Source organism: Paraburkholderia flava (genome assembly GCF_004359985.1).
Classification (GTDB): Bacteria; Pseudomonadota; Gammaproteobacteria; order Burkholderiales; family Burkholderiaceae; genus Paraburkholderia; species Paraburkholderia flava.
This window is the reverse complement of the sequence record NZ_SMRO01000002.1, coordinates 1,747,323-1,769,885: the sequence shown is the minus strand read 5'-3', so window position 1 is coordinate 1,769,885 and position 22,563 is coordinate 1,747,323. Positions and strand designations below refer to the sequence as shown.

Here is a 22,563-nt window from a genome sequence, read left to right as displayed (position 1 = left end):
TCGCGATACACGTGACACAGTGCACCTCCAGCGGCACATAACGCCCACCCGAACGTCTCCGCGAGACATATCGTTGTCCGACGCGCGATCAAATGCGCACGCCATGCCACGGCAAGCGCGTCAGCATGCGGCTGGTATGGCTTCTGCTTGAACTCCCCCGGCGCGCCGCTTCGCGGCATTGCGAACCACACGGTGAACGGCTTCGTGGTTCGCACCGCAAACCGGCGCCGCAAGCCGCTTTCACGGCGACCTTCTGCCTGGCCGGATGTGCGTCGAACGGCGCCCCGGAAGACCACTCAAGGACACCTGCGATGCCGCTCCAGTTTCGCCGCCACCTACCCAGCGCCGTCGTCACCGTCGACGCGCCCGCTCGTCTGCACCTGGGTTTTCTCGATCCGAACGCGTCGCTCGGCCGCGCGTTCGGCAGCCTGGGTCTCGTGATCGACGGACCGACGACGCGCATCGAAGCGCGGCTCGCCGAGCGTGAGGAAATTGGCGGTACGGCGAACGATGCGGAGCGCGAGCGCATCGCGATCTGTCTCGCGCGCCTGCAGGCCGCGTACGGCCCCGCGACACTCGCGATCGACGTGCAGCACGCGCCGCGTGCACATACCGGTCTCGGCTCCGGCACGCAGCTCGCGCTGGCTGTCGGCACCGCGTTCGTTCGACTGCTCGGCCGCACCGCAACCTGCGCCGAACTCGCGAGCCTGCTCGGACGCGGCGGGCGCTCCGGCATCGGCGTGCTCGGCTTCGATGCCGGCGGCCTGCTGGTGGACGGCGGCCCGGCCGGCGGTCTGCATCCGGATGTGCCGCCGCTGCTCGCGCGCCAGCTGTTTCCGGAAGCGTGGCGCATCCTGCTCGTCAGCGATCATTCGCGCGAAGGGCTGCACGGGCCCGATGAACGTCGTGGACTCGCCGCACTCGCGCCGTTTCCGCAGCACCTCGCCGCGCATCTGTGCCACCTCGTACTGATGCGAATCCTGCCCGGCGCTGCCGAACGCAACATCGTGCCGTTCGCGCACGGCCTCACCGAACTGCAGCAGACCATCGGCGAATATTTCGCGCCCGCGCAGGGCGGCGTGTTCGCGAGCCCCGACGTCGAGCGCGCGCTGCGCGCGGTCGCGGCGGAACGTATCGCGGGCATCGGCCAGAGTTCGTGGGGGCCGACCGGCTTCGCGATCGTCGCCGGCGCGCGCGAAGCGGAAAGTGCGCTCGCGACCGCACGCGAAGCAACCCGCGGCTTGCCGCACATCGAATGCACGATCGTCGCGGGACGCAATCGCGGCGCGACGATCCGCACCGCCGACGCGCACCAGCAGCACATCGACGCCGCGTGAGACGAGATGAAGCTGCACTGCGTTGCGCCGCACCGCCACGAGATCGCCACTGAAACGAGCCGCCCGCCATGTCCGAAACCCTTGAAAGGCCCTACATCCTGCACATGCTCACTGCGACGCCGCAGATGAGTCCATTCGACGTCAACATGGCCGCCGACGCCGGCTATCAGGTGATCGTTCCGTACTGCAACGTCGAGACCGGGATGGTCGCGAATCTCACGCAGGACGCAATCTTTTCGCGCGGGCCGAAGGGCGTGTCGCGCACCGGCATCTTTATCGGCGGACGCGACGTGATGCTCGCCGCCGACATGCTCGACATCGCGCGCAAGGCGATGGTCCCGCCGTTCGAGGTCTCGGTGTTCGCCGATCCGAGCGGCTCGTACACGACGGCCGCCGCGCTGGTTGCGCTGGTCGAGCGGCATCTGGTCAAGGAACACGGCGTCGAACTCGGCGGCAAGCGCGTGCTGATCCTCGGCGGCACCGGGGCGGTGGGACGCATCGCGGCGGCGATGGCCGCGTCGCGCGGCGCGGACGTCGCGATCGCGAGCCACTCGGATCTCGGCCGCGCGCAGCACGTCAGCGACGACGTCAACCGGCGCTTCGGCATCGTCACGCACGCGGTCGGCACATCGACATCCAAAGAATTGCGGCATGCGCTCGGCGAAGCGGAGATCGTGCTCGCGACCGCGATCGCGGGCGTCCAGGTGGTCAGCGCTGCCGACCTCGCGTACGCGAAGCATCTGCTGATCGCCGCCGACGTCAACGCCGTGCCGCCCGAAGGCATCGCGGGCGTCAACGTGATGAACGACGGCAAACCGATCGAAGGCGTGCCGAACGCGGGTGCAATCGGCATCGGTGCGCTCGCGATCGGCAACGTCAAGTACCAGGTCGAGCACCGGCTGTTCATGCGGATGCGCACCGGCGGCAAGCCGGTCTACCTCGGCTTTCCGGAGGCGTTCGACGAGGCCCGCGAAGTTGCTGCGGGTCTGGGCTGAGCGTCGCTGTGCTTTCTCGCTGACATCATGACCGCGCGCCCTGCTTCGCTGCCGCATGCGCCGTTCGTCGCGGTCGCCGGACTGTCCGCGCGGATGCTCGCGCAGTCGGCGGTGCGTGCGGGACTGCGCGTCGCCGCGCTCGATCTGTTCGGCGACCGCGATACGCGTGCGGCCTCCGACGTGTGGTTTGACATCGGTGGCGCAGGGCTGTTGATCGATCCGGCGAAGCTCGTCCGCGCGCTCGAACGCGTCGCGCGGCTGCCGCGTCTTGTTGGCTGGATCGGTGGCAGCGGACTCGAATCGCATGTTGCGGCACTGCGTGGTGTGCCGGGACTGCCGGTGTTCCTCGGCAACGACGCCGATGCGGAAGCCACAGTGCGCGACCCGCGACGCTTCTTTCCGCTTCTCGATACGCTGGGTGTGCCGCATCCGGATGTGTCGTTCGTGCGTCCCACCGAACCGCATGGCTGGCTGCGAAAACGCGCGACCGGCTGCGGCGGGATGCACGTCGTGCACGTCGATAAGGCTCGCGAGTCCGACGATGCAGCTTCGTCCGCCGACACTTACTTCCAGCGGTTCAGTCCAGGCCGTCCACTGTCGGCGCTGTTCGTCGCCGCGCGCGGCCAGGCGCATGTCATCGGTTTTGCTGAACAACTGACGTGCGAGATCGGCGATCTGCACTTCGTACACGCAGGCTCGATCGGCCCGATCGACGTGCCGCCGACGGTTGCCACGCGCGTGCGCGATGCGATCGCGATGCTGTGTGCGCACGCGGGCCTGACCGGTATCAATAGCTGCGACTTCCTGCTCGACGGCGACGCGTTCGAACTACTCGAGATCAACGCGCGCCCGTCCGCGACGATGGCGCTGTACGAAGCCGCGTCGCCTCGCATGTGGCCGCGCGGCCTGCTCGCGTGTCATCTCGATGCGTGCCGCTACGGCCGCCTGCCGCCCCCTGAGCACCGCATCGAACACAGCGGATGCGCGGGCCAGCAGGTGCTGTTCGCACCGGCATCGTTCACCGCATCGCAGGCGTTCAGCGACGCGTGTCTGCGCGATCCGCATTGCCGCGACGTGCCGATGCCCGGCACACCGATCGAAGCCGGACAACCGGTCTGCACGCTGTTCGTCTGCGCTGCATCACCGGATGCGGTGCGGCGGGCGCTCGAACGGCAACGTGTAGTCGTCCTGCAACGCATCGAAACCTGTCTCAAGATTAATCACGAAGCCAATCATGCCTCCCACTCCTGCCCCGCCTGAGGCCTCCGGGCCGCTCTCCTCCGTCGCGACGACACTGAGCGTCAATGCGCTCAGCGAACGGCTCGTCGCGCGGCTCGTCGACGATGCCGCGCGTCTGCGCGTCGCCGTCAGCCGCACCGATGGAGGCACCGTGATCGTCGATGCGGGCGTCGAGGCGCCGGGCAGCGTCGAGGCCGGCGTGCTGATCGCGCGCATCTGCATGGGCGGTCTAGGCCGCGTCGCGCAGCGGATGAACTTCGACGCCGCTCCGCTGTGGCCGACGATGCTCGATGTGCACACGTCGTCGCCGGTGCTCGCGTGCCTCGGTAGTCAGTACGCCGGCTGGAGCCTGTCCGCGACGAAGGAGCAGACCGGCGGCAAGAAGTTTTTCTCGCTGGGCTCCGGGCCCGCGCGTGCGCTTGCAGTGAAAGAACCGCTGTTCGCTGAGCTGGCTTACCACGACCATCACGATCGCGGCGTGCTGGTGCTCGAAGTAGACCGGCTGCCGCCGCAGATCATCATCGATAAGGTGCTGCGCGACTGCGGCCTCGCGCCCGAACGGCTGACGCTCGTCGTCACGCCGACACACTCTGTCGCGGGAACGGCACAGGTGGTCGCGCGCGTCGTCGAAGTCGCGTTGCACAAGACGCATGTGCTGGGCGTCGAACTGGACGAAGTGGTCGAAGGATCGGGTTGCGCGCCGCTGCCGCCGCCCGCGCCCGACGGCATTCAGGCGATGGGCCGCACCAACGACGCCATCCTGTACGGCGGCCGCGTGCATCTGATCGTGAAGCACGACGCGGTCGCGCAGCGGCTCGCAGCCGAACTGCCCGCGTCGGGTTCGCGCGACTATGGACGCCCGTTCGCGGACATCTTCACGTCGTTCAACTATGACTTCTACCAGATCGATCCCGCGCTGTTCGCGCCTGCCGAGGTCTGGGTCGCGAGCCTCGAAAGCGGCGCGACGTATCGCGGCGGCCAGATCGATGCGGCGCTGCTGCAGGAGCAATGGGGCGGCCAGGCCGCTGCTGCATCATGAACACGCGCCTTCGGTTCAGCGGCCGACATGCAGGCCCACGCATCGCGATGCGTCACCGACGAAGCCTGCCGGCGCACAGGGCGTTTGAAATCATCAGCACGACGCCTTTGCCGTCCGATGCTGGCCTGCGCATCGCGATCGTCACCATACGGTGTCGGACATCATGAGCATGACGCCGTTGCCATCCGACGCCGGCCTGCGCATCGCGATCATGACCGACGAAACCGGCTGGCACACCGGACGCCTGAAAAAAGCTTTCCGCGCGCGCGGCGCGGACGCACGCTGCATCGATCTCGCCGACTGCCGGATCGACACGACTTGGCAACCGCACGGGCTCGTGCTGCCTGGCTTCGGCCACACGCTGCCGGATGCGGTGTTCGTGCGCGGCATCGCCGGCGGCACGTTCGAACAGGTGACGTTGCGTCTCGGCATCCTGCACGCGCTGCGCGAATCGGGCGTGCCGGTCTACAACGATGCGCGCGCGATCGAGCGCAGCGTCGACAAATCGATGACCAGTTTTCTGCTGCATCGTCACGGTGTCCCGACACCCGCGACGTGGGCCGGCGAATCGGTCGCGTTCGCGCAGCGCGTGCTGATGCGCGAAGCGGCCACCGGACGCCAGGTCGTGCTGAAGCCGCTGTTCGGTTCGCAGGGGCATGGGCTCAAGCGGCTCGGCGCGAGCCGCGCGCGTGGCGGCACGCTGACGCCGTTGCCGTCGCTTGCTGCGCCGTATAACAAGGTCGCCTATCTGCAGCGCTACGTCGACGGTACGCGGCCTGGACGCTCTGGCTTCGACTGGCGCGTGCTGGTGATCGGCGGTCGCGCGGTCGCGGCGATGCGGCGCGTCGGCGGCAAGGGCTGGATTCACAACTTCGCGCAGGGAGCCGTCTGCGAGGCGGTAGAACTCGACGCGCCGCTCGCACAAACCGCCGTGCGCGCGACGCAGGCGTTGGGTCTCGACTACGCAGGCGTCGATCTGATCCCCGATCCGGACGACGCGACACGGCCGCTGGTGCTCGAAGTCAACGGAGTCGCCGCATGGCGTGGACTGCAATCGGTTACATCGCTCGATATCGCGGCGGCACTCGCCGACGATCTGCTGGATCGCAAGCTCGCCGCGCATGCAGGTGAACCGGCCGTCGTCGCGCTGCCGGGCCGCCATGCGTGACGAGCGCGAAATACACGTGCCACATGACCCGCACGGTGCGCTCTCGCCCGCCACGATCCGCGCAGCCTTCATCGACGCCTGCCGGCTCGACGTCGATACGCCGAAACCCGGTAACGTCAGCGCACGCAGCCCGGGGCACGGAATGTCCGCGGTGCAGTTCGTCGCGAGCGCCTGCGCCGCCGCCGATCCGCTGACGGCGCGCGATGCGTCGGTCGGCGCACGCATTCTCGACGCGGTGACGCGCACGCGCGAAACGGTCGGTTGCAACACGAATCTCGGCATCGTGCTGCTGGCCGCGCCGCTGGCCACCGCGCTCGACCATCTCGCCGCGCCGCTGACCGCCGATCGCTGGCACACCGCAGTCGAACGCGTGCTCGCGCGCCTTTCGCTCGACGATTCACGCGTTGCGTATCGCGCGATCGCGCTCGCGAATCCAGGCGGCCTCGGCGACGCGCCCGAACAATCGGTCCATGCGGCACCCACCGTGGGCCTGCGCGACGCGATGACGCTGGCCGCCGCGCGCGACAGCATCGCGCGGCAGTACGCGAACGGCTTCGCGGACGTGTTCGACTCCGGACTTGCTGCGGTGCGCGCCGCGCCGTCGAAGGCGCCGTCGGTCGTCACGCTGCACGTGTTCCTGACGTTTCTCGGCGGCTGGCCCGACTCTCACATTGTGCGCAAGCACGGCGAGGCGCTGGCGCAGAGTGTCACGCTTGCGGCACGCGCGCACCACGCGCAATGGCTGCGGGCGTTCGCGGCTTCCCCGGTCGAAACCGCTGCCGCGCCGCTCGATGCGTGGGACGCCGATCTCAAGGCACACGCGATCAATCCGGGCACCAGCGCGGACCTGACGGTCGCGACGCTGTTCGTCGCGCGCTGTCTCGACGTCGCGCGAAACGGCCGCACCGACGCTGCCGGCACAACTGGCACGGAACCTGTTAGTTAGTACCACCGCAGCCACCGCGCATCGATGCGCCGCCGCAGCGATCGCGGATCAGGATCGTCGCGGGCAATGGCGAGTCAGCAGGACCCTACCCACACATCGGAGGAACAGCATGGCCAAGATCAATCGCGTCCTGATAGGAGAGTCGCTGGTCGGCGACGGCAACGAAGTCGCACACATCGACTTGCTGATCGGACCGCGAGGTTCGGCTGCAGAAACCGCGTTCTGCAACGCGCTCACCAACAACAAGGACGGCTTCACGTCGCTGCTTGCGGTCGTCGCGCCGAATCTGCTGACCAAACCGAACACGATCCTCTTCAACAAGGTGACGATCAAGGGTGCGAAACAGGCGGTGCAGATGTTCGGCCCCGCGCAACATGCAGTCGCGCTCGCGGTTGCGGACAGCGTCGAGGACGGCACGATTCCGAAGGACGAGGCAGACGATCTGTTCCTGTGCGTCGGCGTCTTCATCCACTGGCAGGCGGACGACGACAAGAAGATCCAGCAGTACAACTACCAGGCGACGCGCGAAGCGATCAAGCGCGCTGTCAATGGCGAGCCGAGTGCGGCGGAGGTGGTCGCGAAGAAAGGCACTGTGGCGCATCCGTTCGCGCCGAATTGATGGCGAGCGGTGATCGCAAGATGTGACGTCTGGCATTAGCGATGTGCTGTGAAGGCAAACCGCATCGACGATCTGTGACGTGTAGCCATAACGGTGAGACGTGATGGTGAATCGTGACGGCGAGCCGTAACGGCGAGCCATTGCAGCACGCGTTAACCGCAAACCGCTTCACGCGACGACGGGCGAGCCACGGCATGGTCTCGCCCGTTCGCGCACGCGCTGCACGTCCGAACGGTTTGAATGTAGTAACGACATGCCGGGCAACCTGAACGCTTTCGAGAGAGGCCTGAAATGAGCATACGATGTCGCGCGCTGCTGGCCTGCGCCTGTCTGGCGCTCGCTGCGCCGCTCGCATGGGCGGACGACGCTACGCCGCAGGCGCCGGCGGGCGGCTACAACTATCCGACGCAAGGTCGCGTCGAATACGTGCTGGGCTGTATGGACGACAACGGACACGACTTCGCGAACGTCTACAAATGCTCGTGCGTGATCGACAAGATGGCGACTGCGCTCCCGTACGACGATTTCGTCGACGAATCGACGTTCTCGAAGTACGCGTCGCTGGGTGGCGAAGGCGGCGCGGAGTTTCGCGTCGATCACGCGAAAGCGCAGACGAAGAAGTTCGTCGCACTGCAAACGGCCGCGTATCACTCTTGCGGACTCGGCTCGCAGAAAACGGCTGCAGCGAAATGAAGCGAAGTGACGAAGTTAAGTGACCCGCGATGAAGCGCACACACTGCGCTTCACGCCGTCAAGAGTAAAAAGAATCAGTTCGGCACGAGCCCTTCGCCGAGCGACGCATAGCTCGCCGCATACGCATCGGACGCGAGCACGTCGTCACGCTGCCGTTCGATCTGTACGCCGACCGCGGCGACGTCGTCGAATTTAGCGGGCTTCGCGAGCGAAACGCGTACCCAGTGCGCGCCGAAGTCGGCGATCAGCAGTTGTGCGACCGCTTCGGCGAGCGCTTCGAGCAGTTGCAGACGATGCGTGGCGAGCAGCGCATGCAGCGCGTCGCGCACGGCCGCGTAATTGATCGTATCCTCGATGCGGTCGGTCGTGCAGGCGCGCAGCGACGGCACGCCGATCGCGAGATTCATCCGCACCGGCTGCGGCTCGTGCAGTTCGTTTGCGTCGATGCCGATCACGGTCAGGCCCGTGAAGTCCTCGATGAACACGATGTCCATCCGCTCGCGCGGTGCAGCGGTAAACGACGCAGCGGCGGCATCGTCGCGAAGACTGAAGGAGCGGGTCAGACGAACGGTATCGATACGGTCCATGGTGGGCTCCGCCGCAGTGCGGCAAGGGACAGGTAATAGAACATTTAGGACAATGCAACGGGACAGCACGGACGGTACGCAACAACCTGTACCGACACTGCAACAGTCTTTGCGCCCTCCCCGCGAAAATCGCAGAGGAAAACGCATTAAGAAGAGAAAAGCAAAAATCGCGCGCAGTGCCTGACAGAATGCGACTTTCTCTTGAACCAAACCGACATCGGGCGTAAAGTTTTAAATGGTCATGTAGATGCACTGGTTAGTACAGGCGGATGGATAAAAACGGCACGCGGGTCGAGTGCCGAATGCGCATGCGGGGCCGAGAACGTCGCAGCGCGCGCGGGGAAACATTATCGATAAAGCGATGCTCGTGGCGCGAGTCATGCCAGATGGATTGCGCATGTCATGCACGTCCGAGGTGTCGCAACGGAGACGAACCCCATGTCGTTGCTCGCTGATTCGAGTATGCACGTCCGAGAGGTGTTGAACGTCGTCAATCATCAACTGGCGACGCGCCCTACCAGCGATTCCGTCGTCCAGTCATGGGCGCGCTGCATGAACGAGTTCCAGCTGGACCCATCGCGTTTCGTTGTCCCTCCTGTCCTCACCGAATACGAACTCAACGCACGCCGCGAAGCACTCGGCGATCTGATCGCGTGCTCGAAGCTCGAGATGACCACGCTGTATCAACAGCTCGCCGACCCCGAACTCGCGGTCGTGCTCGTCGATTCGGGCGGCGCGATCGTGCATCAGGTGTCGTCGGTGCCGTTCGCCGAAGAGGTCGCCGCCGACGGCTTTCGCGTCGGTGCACTGTGGAGCGAACGCGAAGCCGGCACGAACGGCATGGGTACGTGCCTCGCCGAACGCGATTGCATCGCCGTCTGCCAGCACGAACATTTCTATCCGCGCTATACATCGCTCACCTGCACCGCCGCGCCGATCTTCGATGACAGAGGCGAGATCGCCGGCGTGCTCGACGTGACGAGCCGTTCGAAACTGCTGCAACAGCACTCGCTGGTGCTGGTCGGCATGTCGCGGCAGATGATCGAAAACCGTCTGCTCGACTCGCGTTACCGGCACGCGAACATGATCCATTTTCACAGCCGCCCGGAATTCGTCGGCACGCTGCACGGTGGCAAGCTCGCGGTCGGCGACGACAGCACCGTGCTCGCGGCGAATCGCAGCGCGCTGTTCCAGCTCGGTTTCCGCACACTCGGCGAACTGCGCGGCAAGCGCATCGAGGAAGCGTTCAACGCGTCGCTCGAAGACATGATCGCGCGCAGCATTCGCGGCTCGTTTCATCCGGTCACCGTGTATAGCGCGAACGCGACCAACCGCTTTTTCCTCGTCGCGCAGACGCCGCAGAACAGCGCCGGCCGCGCGACGCGAATGCTCGTCACCGATCCCACGTCGCGTAACAGCGGCAACAGTAATCCCCCGGCCGAGCGTCGCAGCACACCCGCGCCACGTCTCGACGAAATCGCGCACCTCGAATTCGGCGACCCACGGATGGCCTCGCAGATTCAACTCGGCGCACGCGTGATCCAGCGCAGGATTCCGATCGTGCTGCGCGGACAAACCGGCACCGGCAAGGAAGTGTTCGCGCAGGCGCTGCACAGCATCAGCCCGCATGCAGGCGGTCCGTTCGTGCCGGTGAATTGCGCATCGCTGCCGGAAAATCTGATCGAGAGCGAACTGTTCGGTTATCGCGCGGGTGCGTTCACGGGTGCGCAGCGCGAAGGCCGACGCGGCAAGATCGTGCAGGCGAACAGCGGCACACTGTTTCTCGACGAGATCGGCGACATGCCGCTCGCGTTGCAGGCGCGGCTGCTGCGTGTGATCGAGGAACACGAGGTCACGCCGCTCGGCGCGGAAACTACCGTCAAGGTGAACTTCCAGTTGATCAGCGCGAGCCACCGCAACCTGCTCGAACTCGTGCACAGCGGCCTGTTCCGCGAGGATCTGTATTACCGGTTAAAGGGCGTCGAACTGAATCTGCCGCCGCTCAGCGAACGGGTCGATAAACTCGCGTTGATTCATCATCTGCTGGAGAGCGAGACCGACGATCCGCCCGCGCTCACCGCCGAAGCGGAACACGCGCTGCTTACCTATTCGTGGCCCGGCAACATCCGTCAGTTGCGCCACGTGCTGCAGATGGCGATCGCGTTGTCGGACGGCGAGCCGATTCGCCGCGAAGATCTGCCGATCGAAATCACGCAGCGCACGCCGCATCTCGACATGCCGACCGCGCTGCGTCTCGCGACTGCGGATCTCGACCCGCACCCGCAGGCCGCCGACGAAGCCGACATCTCGATGCTCAACGCGATCCAGCTGAACGAGCGCGAGACGGTGCTGTCGCTGCTCGCCGAACATCGCTGGAACGTCAGCAACGTCGCGAAGGCGCTCGGCATCAGCCGCAACACGCTGTACCGGAAGATGCGCCGGCTGCACATCCGGCTGTCGCACGACGGCTCGGCGCCCATCGGCATCGACGCTTAGTTCACGCGCGATTCACGCATGATCCACGTACCCGCGCGTCGTCTCGACGACTTCAAGCCGGACGCGCGCTTCGCGTGGTGCGTGACCGGCTCCGGTCACATGCTCGAAGAATCGATTGCGCTTGCGCGGCAGTTGCCGCGCGCCGACCTGTTTCTATCTGCCGCTGCCGAAGAAGTGCTGCCGTTGTACGGCTGGCCGCTCGACGAACTGCGCAAGCACTTCCGCGTGTTCCGCGACAACAGCGCGAGCGGCGTGCCGGTCGGCATGCTGTACCAGGGCGCGTTTCACACGGTCGTGATCGCACCGGCCACGAGCAACACCGTCGCCAAATGCGCGTTCGGCATCTCCGATACGCTGCCAACCAACATGTTCGCGCAAGCCGGCAAGCAGTGCATCCCGGGCATCGTCTTTGCATGCGACACGGAACCGACCGTGATCACGCAAAGCCCCGACGAATGGGTCGAGCTGCGTCCGCGGGCGATCGAACTCGATAACGTCGAACGCCTCGCGCGTTTCGATCACACGACGCTCGCGCGCTCGCTGGACGAACTGAAAGCGGCGCTCGATCAACGGCTGTCGACGCTCGATCTCGCATGGACCACATCCTCTTCCTGACGGGCCGGCTCGCCGAAAAAAGCCTGCGACGCGTGCTGGACAGCATGGCACCCACGCCGTTCAGTTGGGAAGTGCGCGAAATCGGCCTGCAGGTCGCCGCATTGATGACCGCCGATATGATCGGCCGTCGCGTGAATGCACCGCTCGCTGTGCAGCGGGTGATCGTGCCGGGCCGTTGTCGCGGCGATCTCGATGCGTTGAGCCGTCATTACGGCGTGCCGGTCGAACGCGGTCCCGAGGAAGTGAAGGATCTGCCGCAGTTCTTCGGTCGCGAAGCGCATCCGGTGGATCTGTCGCGCTACGACACGGAGATTTTCGCGGAGATCGTCGATGCGCCGCGTCTCGATGTCGGCGGCATCGTTGCGCGTGCGCGCGAACATGCGCGCCAGGGCGCGGACGTGATCGACGTCGGCTGTCTGCCGGAGACGCCGTTTCCACATCTCGAAGACGCCGTGCGCGCGCTGAAGGCCGAAGGTTTTCGCGTCAGCGTCGATTCGATGCTGACCGACGAACTGCTGCGCGGCGGCCGCGCAGGCGCCGACTATCTGATGAGCCTGAATCTCGACACGCTGTGGATCGCCGACGAAGTGCCTGCCACGCCGATTCTCGTCGCGCGCGAACCGGGCGATCCCGCATCGCTCGATGCCGCGATCGAAAAGCTTGTCGCACGCAACCGCGCGTTCTACGCAGACCCGATTCTCGATCCGATTCCGTTCGGACTCGCGACGTCGATCGCGCGTTACGTGCGATTGCGCGAACGCTATCCGGACATTGCGATCATGATGGGCATCGGCAACGTCACCGAACTGACCGAGGCCGACACGAGCGGCATCAACGCGGTGTTGCTCGGCATTGCGGCAGAACTGCGCATCGGCGCGGTGCTGACCACGTCGGTGAGCCTGCATGCGCGGCGCGCGGTGCGCGAAGCCGATGTCGCGCGCCGGATGATGCACGCAGCGCGCGAAGCGCAGGTTCTGCCGAAGGGCATCAGCGGCGCGCTCGCGACGGTCCATGCGAAACGGCCGTTTCCGTACAGTGCAGAGGAAATCGACGAATTCGCGCGCGACGTGCGCGATCCAAATTTCCGCGTGCAGGTCGCCGCCGACGGCGTCCACGTGTACAACCGCGACGGCCATCATCGTTCGGACGATCCGTTTGCGCTCTACCCCGAACTGAAACTCGACAACGACGGCGGCCACGCGTTTTACATGGGCGTGCAGCTTGCGCGTGCGGAGATCGCGTGGCGGCTGGGCAAGCGCTTCGATCAGGACCAGCCGCTCGACTGGGGTTGCGCGGTTGAGCGGCCCAAGGAAGATTTGAGCGCATGGTGCGCACCCGGCACGACGAAGAAAAAGCGCTGACGTTGGCTTATTACTGCGCTGCGGCCGCAACGTCGGCTTTTTCGAGTTCCTCGCGCAGACTGCCTATGCTTTGCCTGTAACGCTCCACGCCGCCTCCACCACCCGCTCCAAATACCGCCGATCCCGCGACGAACACGTCAGCGCCCGCCTCCGCAATCTGCGCGATGTTCGACGCCTTCACCCCACCATCGACTTCGATCAGCAACGGCCGACCGGTACGCTCGATCGCCGCATCGACACGACGGCGCAACGCACGCAGCTTGTCGAGCGTTTCGGGAATGAACGCCTGCCCGCCGAAACCGGGATTCACCGACATCACGAGCACCACGTCCAGTTGATCCAGCACGTGATCGAGCACAGTAAGCGGCGTGGCCGGATTGAGCGCGAGCCCTGCACGCACACCGCATGCACGGATCAGTTGAATCGTCCGGTGCACATGTAGCGACGCTTCCGGATGGAAGCTGATCGTATGCGCGCCGGCATCGGCGAATGCGGTGACGAGCGGATCGACCGGCATCGTCATCAGGTGGACGTCGAGCGGAATCGTCGCGTGTGGGCGCAATGCCGCGCACACCAGCGGCCCGACGGTCAGGTTCGGCACGTAGTGGTTGTCCATCACGTCCAGATGGATCCAGTCCGCGCCGGCTGTCGTGACGTCGCGAACCTCATCGGCGAGACGCGCGAAGTCCGCCGACAGCAGCGACGGGGCGATCAGGAATTCGCGCATGGGGATCTCCTCGCAAATGTGGTTCGTGTTCAGTGATAACGCTCAGTGGTACCTGCGCGCCATCGCATCGAGCGGCAGCGGCTTGATCCGCGATGCGTGCCCCGCGCAGCCGAACGCCTCGAAGCGCTCGACGCAGATCGAGCTCGCAGCCGCCGTCGCCGCCTTCAACGCGGCGCGCGGATCGAACTCCGAGCGCGCGGTCGCGAGCGACTGTCGCATCGCACCGCTCATTGCGAGGCGGATGTCGGTATCGATGTTGACCTTGCGCACGCCGTGCGCGATGCCGCGACGAATCTCGTCGACGGGCACGCCGAACGTCACCGGAATCTCTCCGCCGTATTCGCGGATCACCGCGAGCCATTCCTGCGGCACCGACGACGACCCGTGCATCACCAGATGCGTGTCCGGAATGCGAGCGTGAATCTCGACGATGCGATCGATCGCGAGAATGTCGCCGGTCGGCTCGCGGCTGAACTTGTACGCGCCATGCGATGTACCGATCGCGATCGCCAGCGCATCGACGCCGGTAGCTTCGACGAAAATCTGCGCTTCGTGCGGATCGGTCAGCAGATCGTCGCGCGACAGTTTGCCCGCCGCGCCGACACCGTCCTCTTCGCCCGCCGTGCCGGTTTCGAGCGAGCCCAGACACCCCAGCTCGCCTTCGACCGACACGCCCACCGCATGCGCAGCCTCGACCACGCGGCGGCTCACGTCGACGTTGTAGTCGTACGCAGCGGGTGTCTTCTGGTCGGGCAGCAGCGAGCCGTCCATCATCACCGACGTGAAGCCGGAGCGGATTGCCTGCTGGCACACGGCCGGACTCGCGCCGTGGTCCTGGTGCAGGACCAGCGGAATGTCGGGATGCGCTTCGGCTGCCGCGAGTACGAGGTGGCGCAGATACGGCTCGCCCGCATACTTGCGCGCCCCCGCCGACGCTTGAAGGATCACGGGACTGTCAGTCGCCTCCGCAGCCCGCATGATGGCGTGAATCTGCTCCATGTTGTTGACGTTGAACGCCGGCACGCCGTAGCCGTGTTCGGCCGCGTGATCGAGCAACTGCCGCAGTGCGATGAAGGCCATCTCGAACTCCTTTTGATCGAATCGAAATTGCTGTGGGCTAGCGATGCACCACGCGGCGTGCTTCGTCCGCTAACGCGTGCGCGGTCAACCCGAAATGCGCGAACAACGCGGCCGCTGGCGCCGACTCGCCGAACGAATCGATACCGAGCACACCGCCGTCGAGCCCCACGTACTGCCGCCAGAACGCAGTGACGCCCGCTTCGACCGCGACGCGCGGCACGCCTGGCGGCAGCACCGCGTCGCGCCATGCGCGCGGCTGGCGGTCGAATACGTTCGTCGACGGCATCGAGACGACGCGCACGGCGATGCCATCCTGTTCGAGCGGCGCGACCGCATCGAGTGCGAGTGCGACTTCGGAGCCGGTCGCGAGCAGCACCACACGCTGCGATACGTTCGAACCATCGGGCCAGTCGCGTAGCACGTAGCCGCCTCGCGCGATCGCATCGATCGTCGCAGCATCGCGAGTAACGAACGGCAGGTTCTGCCGGCTCAGCAGCAGACACGACGGCCCATCGCGTTCGACTGCGGCCGCCCACGCGTGCGCGGTCTCAACCGTGTCGCACGGCCGCCAGACGTCGAGCCCCGGAATCATCCGCAAGCTCGCCGCATGCTCGACCGCCTGATGCGTCGGACCGTCTTCGCCAAGGCCGATCGAATCGTGCGTGAACACGAAGATAGACCGTGTTTTCATCAGTGCGGCCATGCGCAGCGCATTGCGCGCGTAGTCGGAGAACGTGAGGAACGTGCCGCCGAACGGAATGTATCCGCGATGCAGCGCGATCCCGTTCATCACTGCACTCATGCCGAACTCGCGCACGCCGTAGTGCAGATAATTGCCGCCCTGCAACCCTGTCGAGTCGGTGCGCACGTCGACTGCGGATTTCCAGTCGGTGAGATTCGAACCAGTCAGATCAGCCGAGCCGCCCAGTAATTCGGGCAATGCGCGGGCGAGCGCGCCAATGGCCTGCTGCGATGCCTTGCGCGTCGCGATCGATTCGGCTGCGAGGTCCGCATCGCGGATCAGTGCGCGCACCGCGTCGCGCCAATGCGCGGGCAGCGCGCCGCGCGCGCGGCGCTCGAACTCCGCAGCGTCTTCCGGGTAGCGTGCACGATATGCGTCGAAGCGTGTGGTCCAGTTCGCCTCTGCGGACGCGCCGCGTTCGGTCGCGTCCCATTGCGTACGTACCGCATCCGGCACCGCGAACGGCGGCTCGGTCCAGCCGAGCGCGCGACGTGTGCGCTCGACCTCGTCGGCGCCGAGCGGTGCGCCGTGCACATCGTGCGTGCCGGCCTTCCTTGGTGAACCCTTGCCGATTATCGTGCGGCAGCAGATCAGCGTCGGCCGGTCCGATGCGCGCGCTTCATGCAACGCACGATCGACCGCGTCGACGTCATGCCCATCGACATCGCGTACGACGTGCCAGCCGTACGCGGCGAACCGCGCGGGCGTGTCGTCGGCGAACCACTGCGCGACGTGGCCGTCGATCGAGATGCCGTTGTCGTCGTAGAGCACCGTCAGCTTGCCGAGCTTCAGCGTGCCGGCCAGCGACGCGGCTTCGTGCGAGATGCCCTCCATCAGGCAGCCGTCGCCGACGAATACATACGTCCGGTGATCGACGATCGCATGACCCGGTCGATTGAATTCCTTCGCGAGCAGCGCTTCCGCGAGCGCCATGCCGACCGCGTTCGCGAGCCCCTGACCGAGTGGTCCGGTCGTCGTTTCGACGCCTGGTGTCACACCTACTTCGGGGTGCCCAGGCGTACGGCTATGCAACTGACGAAAATGCTTCAGCTCATCGATCGGCAGATCGTAGCCGGTCAGATGCAGCAGCCCATACAGCAGCATCGAGCCGTGTCCGTTCGACAGCACGAAGCGGTCGCGATCCGGCCACGCGGGATTGCGCGGGTTGTGTTTCAGATGCCGGTCCCACAGGGCGACGGCGATTTCCGCCATGCCGAGCGGCATGCCGGGATGACCAGACTTCGCCGCTTCGACGGCATCGATCGCGAGCATGCGCAGCGCGTCGGCCATCGAACGAGTAACGGACGAACCAGAGGACAACGCAGCAGATTCAGCAACGTCACTCATCAATACTCTCCTCGCACACATTCAAATCGAAGGCGACTTCAAGCCCGCGCACGCCGGTCGAGCAGCTGCAAAATCATCGGCGTAAAGATCAGCTGCATCGCGAGACCCATCTTGCCGCCCGGCACGACGATCACATTCGGACGCGACATGAACGAGTCGTGCAGCATCGTCAGCAGATACTGGAAGTCGATACCCTTCGGCCGCGCGAAGCGGATCACGACGAAGCTCTCGTCGGGCTGCGGAATCTCCCGCGCGATAAACGGATTCGACGTGTCCACCGTCGGCACACGCTGAAAATTCACGTGCGTTCGAGAAAACTGCGGGCAGATGTAGTTCACGTAATCCGGCATCCTGCGCAGGATCGTGTCGACCACGGCCTCGTGCGAATAGCCGCGCATCGTCTGGTCGCGATGCAGCTTCTGGATCCATTCGAGGTTGATGATCGGCACGACACCGATCAGCAGATCCGCATGCCGCGCGATATCGACGTGATCGGTGACGGCCGCGCCGTGCAGCCCTTCGTAGAACATCAGGTCGGTGCCGGACGTGACGTCTTCCCACGGCGTGAACGTGCCCGCATCCTGCTTGTAGAGACGCGTTTCCGCTTCGTCGTGCACGTAGTGGCGCAGCTGCCCGGAGCCGCTTTCGCCGTAACTGACGAACAGCGCTTCAAGCTCTTCGAGTAGATTCGCCTGCGGCCCGAAGTGGCTGAAGTTCGGCGCGCCGTCGCGTTCGTGCTGCTTCATCGCTTCGCGCATGCCGTGGCGGTCGTAGCGATGAAACGCGTCGCCCTCGACGATCTGCGCGTTGATGTGCTCGCGCCGGAAAATGTGGGTGAAGCTCTTCATCACCGTGGTCGTGCCGGCTCCGCTCGAACCGGTAACCGCGATGATCGGATGTTTGACTGACATGCGCGTCTCCGGAATGTGATGATCGTGTCTGCGTGAACGGCGTGAACAGCGAAAACGAAGCGCGCCGCTATGCGGTGAAATCCGGCAGGAACAGCGAACGCCGGCCGAACAGCGGTGACGTGTACGGCTTGTCCTCGCCGCGATCGTATTCGCCGTGATAGCGGCCGATGCGCTCCACTTCGTTCTTCGAGCCGAGAATCACCGGCACGCGGCCGTGCAGCGTGCGCGGCGCGACGTCGAGAATCCGTTCGCGTCCGGTGATCGACGCCCCGCCCGCCTGCTCGACCAGAAAACTCATCGGGTTCGCTTCGTACAGCAGCCGCAGACGACCTTCCATCGCGGGCGTTTTCGAATCGCGCGGGTACATGAACACGCCGCCGCGCATCAGGATCCGATGCACCTCCGCGACCATCGACGCAATCCAGCGCATGTTGAAATCTTCCGCGCGACACCCGCTGCGACCGTCCTTGCACTCCTGCACATAGCGCCGCACCGGCGGCTCCCAGAAGCGTTCGTTCGACGCGTTGATCGCGAACTCGACCGTGTCTTCCGGGATGCGGATGTTCGAATGCGTGAGCACGAAGTTGCCGATATCGCGTTCGAGCGTGAAGCCGTGCGTGCCGTTGCCGACCGACAGCACCAGCATCGTCGATGGTCCGTAGACCGCGTAGCCTGCCGCGACCTGTTCGTGACCGGGGCGCAGGAATGCGTCGTCGCTGACTGGCTCATCGTTGGTGCTGCCGCGATGGCGCAGCACCGAAAATATCGAACCCACGACGCCGTTGATGTCGATATTCGACGACCCGTCGAGCGGATCGAACGCGAGCAGATAATCGCCACGCGGATAACCCTGCGGAATCGGATAGACGGCCTCCATTTCCTCCGACACCATCGCCGCGAGCAACCCGTCCCACTCGCATTGCTGGACGAATATCTCGTTGGTCGCGACGTCGAGCTTCTTCTGCTCCTCGCCGTGCGTGTTGACGGTCTGCGCGGAACCGTAATTGCCGCCGAGCGCGCCCTTCGTGAGCATCGCCGAGATCGACTTGATCGCCGCGGCGACGTCGATCAACAGCGCCGACAGCCCGGCTGTTTCCGGCGCCGTACCTGCGACGGGCTGGCGATCGAGCGTGTCGATCAGGAACTTCGAAAGCGTGGTGCGTCCGTCTTGCATCGCGTTCTCCTCGGAGACAGTCTGGATTCAGGGCTGCGGTATCGGCGGACCGGACGTTTCGAACACGCGGCTCGCGCGGATGTCGTCGGTGGCGATCAGCATGAGCGAGGCGGCATCGGCGGGTGCGCCGCCGCCCATCGCGGCCGCGAACAGCCGGTTCGCCTGGCGCAGTCGCGCACGATCGAGCGCATTGCGCACCGAGCGCGCGTTCGCAAAGTTCGGCTGTCGGATGCGCAGCGCGAGGTAATCGGCGAACGCGTGCCGCGAGTCGGCGTCGAAGCGGTAGTGCATCGTGTCGAGCATCCGCGCGGCGATCTCGATCAGTTCCGTTTCGTCGTAGTCGGGAAACGTGATGTGATGCGCGATCCGCGAACGGAAACCCGGATTGCTCTCGAAGAAAATGTCCATCCGCGACGCGTAGCCGGCCAGAATCACGACCAGATCGTCGCGCTGGTTCTCCATCGTCTGCAGCAGGATCTCGATCGCTTCCTGCCCGTAGTCGCGCTCGTTTTCCGGGCGATACAGGTAGTACGCCTCGTCGATGAACAGCACGCCGCCCATCGCGCGCTTCAGCACGTCGCGGGTCTTCGGCGCGGTGTGGCCGATGTACTGGCCGACCAGATCGTCGCGCGTCACCGACACCAGATGATTCCTGCGGATATAGCCGAGCCGGTGCAGCACTTCGGCCATCCGCAGCGCAACCGTCGTCTTGCCGGTGCCGGGGTTGCCCGAGAAGCACATGTGCAGCGTCGGCGCGCTGCCGGCGAGGCCGAGCGCATCGCGTGCCCGTTCGACCAGCAGATGCGCGGCGATCTCGCGGATGCGTGTCTTCACCGGAGCGAGGCCGACGAGATCGCGGTCGAGTTCGGCGAGCACATCGCCGATACCCGAGTCGCGATACAGCGCCGACAGATCGACTTGCGGTGCGGTTTTATCCACGCACGCAGCGGCTTGCGTCTGTGCATCGGCAACGTCCGTCATCACGCCTCCCTGTTAATAGCTTGATTGATCGATTGCGGCACGCCGCATGCAACAGTCGTGCGCGTCAACGCGCGGGGCCGTAGCGTTCACCTGCTGGCCGATCGCCGGCATAGCTCACGATGCCGTAGTGCTGTGCACGCCCCCCGCTGTCCTGACGTGTCAGACGGAAGCCCGGCTCCTCATCCGGCCGGCCGACGATGAACGACAGCCGCATCGTCTCGAAGCCGCGCACCGAATCGAACGCGTTGATCTTGATGTAGTGCTGCGGACGCGCCGCGCGGCACGCTTTCAGTTCCTGCAATACGCCGGCTGCATCGTGCAGATCGAACATCGGCAGGCCCCACATTTCCCAGTAGGTGTTGCGCGGATGCGGGTCGTCGGTGAATTCGATCGAGCAGGCCCAGCCCTGGCTCAGCGCGTAGTCGACCTGCAAGCCGATCTCCTCATCGGTCAAATCCGGCAGGAAGGAGAACGTTCCCTGTGTAATGCGCATGACGTACCTCGTTTCGTTGATGGATGTCGCGGGTTTTCCTGCACGCACGCTTGCGTCGCATCACGAGACGGTCGGCGTCGCGGCGAAATCGGGCGTATCGGTGGATGCGTAGTTGAAGGTCACGTCGCGCCATGTGTCGAGCGCCTGCTTGAGCGGCGTGCAGCTGCGCGCGGCCGCTTCGAGAATGTCCGGACCTTCGTGCAGGATGTCGCGCCCTTCGTTGCGCGCCTTCACCATCGCTTCGAGTGCGACGCGGTTCGCAATCGCGCCCGCCTGAATGCCGGCCGGATGGCCGATCGTGCCGCCGCCGAACTGCAGGATCGCGTCGTCGCCGAACAGGTCGAGCAACTGATGCATCTGCCCGGCGTGAATCCCGCCCGACGCGACCGGCATCACCTTGCGCAAGCCCGCCCACGGCTGCTCGAAAAACAGTCCACGCGACAGATCGACCGGGTTGTGCGCTTCGCGGCACACGTTGTAAAAGCCCTGCACGGTCAGCGGATCGCCTTCGAGCTTGCCGACGGCCGTGCCCGCATGCGCATGATCGACGCCCGCCATCCGCAGCCACTTCGCGATCACGCGGAACGAGATGCCGTGATTGCGCTGCCGCGTGTAGGTGCTGTGCCCCGCGCGATGCAGATGCAGGATCATGTCGTTGCGACGCGCCCAGCGTCCCATCGACTGGATCGCCGTCCAGCCGATCACGAGATCGATCATCACGATGCACGAACCGAGTTCCTTCGCGAATTCGGCGCGCTCGTACATCTCCTCCATCGTGCCGGCCGTGACGTTCAGGTAATGGCCCTTCAGCTCGCCGGTTTCGGCCTGTGCGCGGTTCACCGCTTCCATCGAGAACAGGAAACGGTCGCGCCAGTGCATGAACGCCTGCGAATTGATGTTCTCGTCGTCCTTCAGAAAATCGAGTCCGCCGCGCAAGCCCTCGTACACGACGCGTCCATAGTTCTTGCCCGACAGCCCGAGCTTCGGCTTCACGGTCGCGCCGAGCAGCGGACGTCCGTACTTGTCGAGCCGTTCGCGCTCGACGATGATGCCGGTCGGCGGTCCCTGGAAGGTCTTCAGATACGCGACCGGAATGCGCATGTCTTCGAGCCGCAGCGCTTTCAACGGCTTGAAGCCGAACACATTGCCGATGATCGACGCGGTGAGGTTCGCGACCGAACCTTCCTCGAACAGATCGAGTTCGTACGCGATGTACGCGAAGTACTGCGGCTCGTCGTGCGCGCCGGGCACCGGCTCGATCCGGTACGCTTTCGCGCGGTACATGTCGCACGCGGTGAGGCGGTCGGTCCACACGACGGTCCAGGTCGCCGTCGACGATTCGCCGGCAACAGCCGCCGCTGCTTCCTCGGGCTCGACGCCGGGCTGCGGCGTGATGCGGAACAGCGCGATGACGTCGGTGTCCTTCGGCGTGTAGTCCGGCTGCCAGTAGCCCATCTCGCGATACTTCATCACGCCTGCGGCATAACGTTCGCGCGGAGAGCGGACCGGCTCGATGACCGGTTGACTGAAATCGTTCATGACGTGTCCTCGAAGGTGGGCAGCGCATCGCCGGAAACGGTGTAGCGCCTGAGTTGCACTGTAGGCATGCCCATCGCTATTGGGAATTCACGATTTCATTCGCCAGTCTTAAGCGATCCGTTATCGATCGCATATTGCGGCGGGGGATTTCATCAAGTGCGTCAGAGCGTCACCTGTTGCCGGCGGAACACTTTGCTGCGTTTCCGCGACACTCGCGACGTCGAGAACGACAGAACAGTCCAACCGCCACGCCGCGCTCGATGGGCACAGAGCTTGCGTGATGCGGAACGCCCATGAAGCCCGGCATCGCGTCGGGCCGACGGCGTATCACCGTGTCAACCTCATGGAGGAACGACGATGCAATGGACGACACCTAGCTACACCGATATTCGTCTCGGCTTTGAAGTCACGATGTATATCGCTACGCGTTAAGCCCGCACGGGCCGCATGACGCGGCCCTGTCGCGGCAGGTGT

The 22,563-nt window shown here is 65.2% G+C and carries 21 protein-coding genes; 12 read left to right on the top strand and 9 right to left on the bottom strand.

Going from position 1 to position 22,563, the window contains the following annotated elements:
* The first annotated feature begins 311 nt into the window (after nt 1-311).
* The 8 genes from E1748_RS19385 to E1748_RS19350 all read left to right on the top strand — a co-directional run bounded on the left by E1748_RS19385 (nt 312) and on the right by E1748_RS19350 (nt 8,036).
* On the top strand, nt 312-1,337 hold the full coding sequence (locus E1748_RS19385; RefSeq protein WP_133648776.1) for a beta-ribofuranosylaminobenzene 5'-phosphate synthase family protein: 1,026 nt from the start codon (nt 312-314) through the stop codon (nt 1,335-1,337).
* Nucleotides 1,338-1,405: 68 nt separating this feature from the next.
* Nucleotides 1,406-2,332: an NAD(P)-dependent methylenetetrahydromethanopterin dehydrogenase gene (locus E1748_RS19380; RefSeq protein ID WP_133648775.1), complete on the top strand. Its 927-nt coding sequence runs from the start codon at nt 1,406-1,408 to the stop codon at nt 2,330-2,332.
* Between the two features lie 27 nt (nt 2,333-2,359).
* Nucleotides 2,360-3,592, top strand: a complete 1,233-nt coding sequence (locus E1748_RS19375; protein ID WP_133648774.1) for an ATP-grasp domain-containing protein — start codon at nt 2,360-2,362, stop codon at nt 3,590-3,592.
* Entirely contained in the window at nt 3,567-4,610 is a 1,044-nt protein-coding gene (mch, locus tag E1748_RS19370) for a methenyltetrahydromethanopterin cyclohydrolase (RefSeq protein WP_133648773.1), read from the top strand. The genes E1748_RS19375 and mch overlap by 26 nt, the downstream gene beginning before the upstream one ends.
* 163 nt (nt 4,611-4,773) lie before the next feature.
* Nucleotides 4,774-5,778, top strand: coding sequence for an ATP-grasp domain-containing protein (locus tag E1748_RS19365; protein WP_133648772.1), 1,005 nt, complete (start codon nt 4,774-4,776; stop codon nt 5,776-5,778).
* 16 nt (nt 5,779-5,794) lie between these two features.
* Entirely contained in the window at nt 5,795-6,724 is a 930-nt protein-coding gene (locus tag E1748_RS19360; protein WP_240766691.1) for a triphosphoribosyl-dephospho-CoA synthase, read from the top strand.
* A 109-nt stretch (nt 6,725-6,833) separates the two neighbouring features.
* Complete coding sequence (gene fae / locus E1748_RS19355; RefSeq protein WP_133648770.1) at nt 6,834-7,343, top strand: formaldehyde-activating enzyme; 510 nt, start codon at nt 6,834-6,836, stop codon at nt 7,341-7,343.
* Between the two features lie 291 nt (nt 7,344-7,634).
* The gene (locus E1748_RS19350; protein ID WP_133648769.1) at nt 7,635-8,036 is read left to right on the top strand and encodes a hypothetical protein; all 402 of its coding nucleotides are present in this window, start codon (nt 7,635-7,637) and stop codon (nt 8,034-8,036) included.
* 74 nt (nt 8,037-8,110) lie between these two features.
* Here E1748_RS19350 and E1748_RS19345 read toward each other — a convergent pair whose 3' ends face one another.
* Nucleotides 8,111-8,623 carry a dihydroneopterin aldolase gene (locus tag E1748_RS19345; protein WP_133648768.1) on the bottom strand — a complete coding sequence of 171 codons (513 nt, stop codon included), beginning with the start codon at nt 8,621-8,623 and terminating at the stop codon, nt 8,111-8,113.
* 438 nt (nt 8,624-9,061) lie between these two features.
* On the opposite strand from E1748_RS19345, the gene E1748_RS19340 reads away from it, so the two are divergent.
* Genes E1748_RS19340 through E1748_RS19330 form a run of 3 tightly spaced genes read left to right on the top strand, consistent with a single transcriptional unit; the run spans nt 9,062 to nt 13,095 of the window.
* The gene (locus E1748_RS19340; RefSeq protein WP_133648767.1) at nt 9,062-11,119 is read left to right on the top strand and encodes a sigma-54-dependent Fis family transcriptional regulator; all 2,058 of its coding nucleotides are present in this window, start codon (nt 9,062-9,064) and stop codon (nt 11,117-11,119) included.
* A gap of 18 nt (nt 11,120-11,137) precedes the next feature.
* Nucleotides 11,138-11,734: a flavoprotein gene (locus E1748_RS19335; protein ID WP_133648766.1), complete on the top strand. Its 597-nt coding sequence runs from the start codon at nt 11,138-11,140 to the stop codon at nt 11,732-11,734.
* Nucleotides 11,713-13,095: a DUF6513 domain-containing protein gene (locus E1748_RS19330; RefSeq protein WP_133648765.1), complete on the top strand. Its 1,383-nt coding sequence runs from the start codon at nt 11,713-11,715 to the stop codon at nt 13,093-13,095. The genes E1748_RS19335 and E1748_RS19330 overlap by 22 nt, the downstream gene beginning before the upstream one ends.
* Before the next feature lie 10 nt (nt 13,096-13,105).
* Here E1748_RS19330 and rpe read toward each other — a convergent pair whose 3' ends face one another.
* From rpe to E1748_RS19290, 8 genes are all read right to left on the bottom strand, one after another.
* Nucleotides 13,106-13,822, bottom strand: a complete 717-nt coding sequence (gene rpe, locus E1748_RS19325; protein WP_133648764.1) for a ribulose-phosphate 3-epimerase — start codon at nt 13,820-13,822, stop codon at nt 13,106-13,108.
* A gap of 42 nt (nt 13,823-13,864) precedes the next feature.
* Entirely contained in the window at nt 13,865-14,902 is a 1,038-nt protein-coding gene (gene fba / locus E1748_RS19320; RefSeq protein ID WP_133648763.1) for a class II fructose-bisphosphate aldolase, read from the bottom strand.
* A gap of 37 nt (nt 14,903-14,939) precedes the next feature.
* Nucleotides 14,940-16,991 (bottom strand): transketolase, encoded by a 2,052-nt coding sequence (gene tkt / locus E1748_RS19315; protein WP_133648762.1) that lies wholly within the window; start codon nt 16,989-16,991, stop codon nt 14,940-14,942.
* A 38-nt stretch (nt 16,992-17,029) separates the two neighbouring features.
* Nucleotides 17,030-17,902: a phosphoribulokinase gene (locus E1748_RS19310; RefSeq protein ID WP_133648761.1), complete on the bottom strand. Its 873-nt coding sequence runs from the start codon at nt 17,900-17,902 to the stop codon at nt 17,030-17,032.
* A 67-nt stretch (nt 17,903-17,969) separates the two neighbouring features.
* Nucleotides 17,970-19,076 (bottom strand): class 1 fructose-bisphosphatase, encoded by a 1,107-nt coding sequence (locus E1748_RS19305; RefSeq protein WP_133648760.1) that lies wholly within the window; start codon nt 19,074-19,076, stop codon nt 17,970-17,972.
* Nucleotides 19,077-19,103: 27 nt separating this feature from the next.
* Nucleotides 19,104-20,057 (bottom strand): CbbX protein, encoded by a 954-nt coding sequence (gene cbbX, locus E1748_RS19300; protein WP_133648759.1) that lies wholly within the window; start codon nt 20,055-20,057, stop codon nt 19,104-19,106.
* Between the two features lie 64 nt (nt 20,058-20,121).
* Entirely contained in the window at nt 20,122-20,550 is a 429-nt protein-coding gene (locus E1748_RS19295; protein ID WP_133648758.1) for a ribulose bisphosphate carboxylase small subunit, read from the bottom strand.
* Nucleotides 20,551-20,610: 60 nt separating this feature from the next.
* Nucleotides 20,611-22,089, bottom strand: coding sequence for a form I ribulose bisphosphate carboxylase large subunit (locus tag E1748_RS19290; RefSeq protein WP_133648757.1), 1,479 nt, complete (start codon nt 22,087-22,089; stop codon nt 20,611-20,613).
* A gap of 357 nt (nt 22,090-22,446) precedes the next feature.
* Here E1748_RS19290 and pqqA point away from each other — a divergent pair, with 357 nt between their 5' ends.
* Nucleotides 22,447-22,521, top strand: coding sequence for a pyrroloquinoline quinone precursor peptide PqqA (pqqA, locus tag E1748_RS19285; RefSeq protein WP_133649438.1), 75 nt, complete (start codon nt 22,447-22,449; stop codon nt 22,519-22,521).
* Nucleotides 22,522-22,563 lie beyond the last annotated feature (42 nt).